Annotated in this window: 2 protein-coding genes; both read left to right on the forward strand. The window is 36.9% G+C overall.

The window, feature by feature from the left end:
• Positions 1-282 precede the first annotated feature (282 nt).
• Positions 283-3132 carry a 2-oxoglutarate dehydrogenase E1 component gene (locus tag ABY905_RS15365; RefSeq protein WP_372645457.1) on the forward strand — a complete coding sequence of 950 codons (2850 nt, stop codon included), beginning with the start codon at positions 283-285 and terminating at the stop codon, positions 3130-3132.
• Positions 3133-3220: 88 nt separating this feature from the next.
• Positions 3221-3375: lipoyl domain-containing protein (locus tag ABY905_RS15370; protein ID WP_372645458.1), on the forward strand; the 155-nt coding region annotated here is incomplete at its 3' end.

Consider the following 3375-nt stretch of genomic DNA (forward strand, 5'->3'; position numbering starts at 1 on the left):
AGAAAACCTCTATGTGCTGATTAAAAAAAAAGATGATTTTTTAATCTTTTAATCCTTTATAAACATTCGGATAAAACTCAATTTTAATACATTTGTTAGTGTACAGGCTTTCTTAATTATTTTTTATAATTTAATACATCTATTTATAGACAGAAAATGAGCTTTAACGATTTAGAGAATACAACTTAAAAACCATCCTCTAAACAGTTTTAAAGGCATTACATCCTGTAGATTGAATCAGAACAAAAAAACAAAACTTGACCCCAACAACTTAATAACTTTATGGATAAATTCAGTTTTTTAGGTAATAGCGAAATCGAATTCATCGATGACTTATACCAATCCTATAAAAAAGACCCAAACTCGGTTGAAGAATCGTGGCAAAAATTCTTCCAGGGCTTTGACTTTGCTTCTGAAAAATTCCCAAGCAAACCTCAAACGGAAAAATTAAGCTCTCTTCCTGCTGAATCGATGAGTAAAGAATTCAATGTGATCAACATGATTCAGGCTTTTCGTCAGCGAGGACACTTATTTACCAAAACGAACCCTGTTCGTGTTCGACGTAAGTACTTCCCTACTCTCGACATTGAAAACTTTGAGCTTTCTCAGGCCGATATGGAAATAGTTTTCCAAGCTGGGAATGAATTGGGAATTGGTCCATCAAAACTTAAAGACATTCTGGAACATCTTCAAGAGACTTATTGTCATTCTGTGGGAGTTGAGTATCTCTACCTACGTACACCAGACAAAGTTAAGTGGCTTCAAAAAAAGATGGAAACCAGCAGAAATAATCCAAATTTCACTGATGAACAACGCAAGCATATCTACTACCACTTAAAACTAGCAGTTGGTTTTGAGAACTTTATACATAAAAAATTCGTCGGACAAAAGCGTTTCTCTCTTGAAGGAACCGAAACTCTAATTCCTGCACTTGATGCCTTAATTGAAAAAGGAGCTCAGTTGGGAGTTGAAGAGTTTATTTTTGGTATGGCACACCGTGGTCGTTTGAATGTTCTTGCTAATATTATTGAGAAACCTTATGAGAATATTTTCAAGGAATTTGTTGGCGAAGAATTTGAAGATGATATCGCACTTGGTGATGTAAAATACCACTTAGGCTATGGTAATACGGTTAAGACTGATGATGGTAATCAGATTAAACTTCATTTGACACCCAACCCATCACACCTGGAAACTGTAGGCGCTGTTGTTGAAGGTATTTCCCGTTCGAAAATTGATAATGATTATAAGGGTGACGAAAACAAATTAGTTCCAATCATTATTCATGGTGATGCTGCAATTGCTGCTCAAGGTATCGTATACGAAACCATCCAAATGGCAGAACTTCAGGCATACAGAACTGGTGGAACGATTCATTTGGTTATTAATAATCAAATTGGTTTTACAACAAACTATCTGGATGCCCGTTCGAGTACGTATTGTACTGACGTCGCTAAGGTAACCCGATGTCCTGTTTTCCACATTAATGGTGACGATGTTGAAGCATTAATTTACACAATTGGCTTAGCAATGGAATACCGTCAGGAATTCAAAACTGATGTGTTCATTGATATTTTATCGTACCGAAAGTATGGTCATAACGAAGGTGATGAGCCTCGTTTTACTCAACCTTTATTATACGATCAAATTGCCAAGCATAAAAATCCAAGAGATATTTACGGTGATTACTTAATCAGTAAAGGAATATACAAATCGGAGAATCTTAAGGAACTCGTTACAGAATACAATAATTTTCTAAACGAAAAGTTTGAGGATTCAAAAAATATTAAGAAGCTATACATCCAGCCATTCTTAGGGGATTATTATAAGGATATTCGCTATTCTAAAGATGCCGATTTTGTAGAAACACCAGCTTTCAAAACTGAGAAGAGCAAGTTGCTTCAATTAGCTGATAGAATAACGACTCTACCAGAAAACATCGAGTTTTTCAAAAAAGTAGGCAAGTTAATGGCTGATCGTAAGAAAATGGTTAGCGAAAATCGATTAGACTGGGCGATGGGAGAACTCCTGGCCTATGCAAGTTTAGTCGATGAAGGACATGGCGTAAGAATTAGTGGTCAGGATTCGGAACGCGGAACTTTCTCACACCGTCATGCATCACTAACGATTCACGATTCTGCAGAAAAATATTTCCCGCTGAAACATGTTAGCGAGAATCAAGCACCCTGTCATATCTACAACTCACATTTAAGTGAATATGCCGTTCTGGGTTTCGAATACGGTTACGCTTTAGCACATCCATCAGGTCTTACCATTTGGGAAGCTCAATTTGGCGACTTCCACAATGTTGCTCAAGCCGTTATCGATCAATACATCAGTTCGGGTGAAGATAAGTGGGGCGTTAAAAATGGTCTGGTTCTTCTATTACCACATGGTTACGAAGGACAAGGAGCCGAGCATTCAAGTTCAAGAATTGAGCGTTTCCTTACGCTTTGCGCCAACAACAATATGCAAGTAATTAACCCGACAACACCAGCAAATCATTATCATGCTTTGCGTCGTCAGGTTAAGCGGGATATTCGAATTCCTTTAATTTGCTTCACACCTAAGAGCTTACTTCGAAATGCCAACTGTGTTTCCACAATGGACGAATTAGCTGAAGGAAAATTTCAGGAAGTGATTGATGACACGAATGTGATTGCTGAAGAAGTGAGTCGCGTGGTGTTCTGCTCAGGTAAAATCTATTACGATTTGCTAGCTAAGAAAAATGAATTGAATGCACAAGATGTGGCTCTTATTCGTATCGAACAACTATATCCTTTCCCTCAAAAACAGGTTGATGATGTGTTGGCACAATATCCTAAAGCTCTTCTAAATCTTTGGGTGCAGGAAGAACCTGAAAATATGGGGCCTTGGCAATTTATTAACTACAATATTAAGAATGTTAAGTTGACACCAATAGCACGACTAGCTAGTGGTAGTCCAGCAACAGGTCTTGCTAAAATTCATAATATCGGTCAAAATGAAATTATCCGTAAAGTTTTTAGAAGATGCGATTGTGACAGAAAATTAAAATATTGTGGTTTACAATGTGTGGTTGGTAGCTCGAAAGAGGATATCCACCGCCAACATGAATATTTCCAAGACAAAAAAAGTAAATTACTGATGTAGTTTAATTAAAGGAAAAAGTATCGAAGGTTAAAGGATAAAGTTTGAGAAAAAGGAACAAAAACAAAACAACAATAAATAATATCAAAACATGCTTGAAATAAAGATTCCCAGTCCGGGAGAATCCATATCAGAAGTTGAAATTGCCAATTGGTTTGTAGCCGATGGCGATATTGTTGAAAAGGAACAAGAGATTGCTGAAATCGAATCTGACAAAGCTACTCTAACGCTTGTTGCTGATGAAGG

This window comes from Ancylomarina sp. (assembly GCF_041555295.1).
GTDB lineage: Bacteria > Bacteroidota > Bacteroidia > Bacteroidales > Marinifilaceae > Ancylomarina.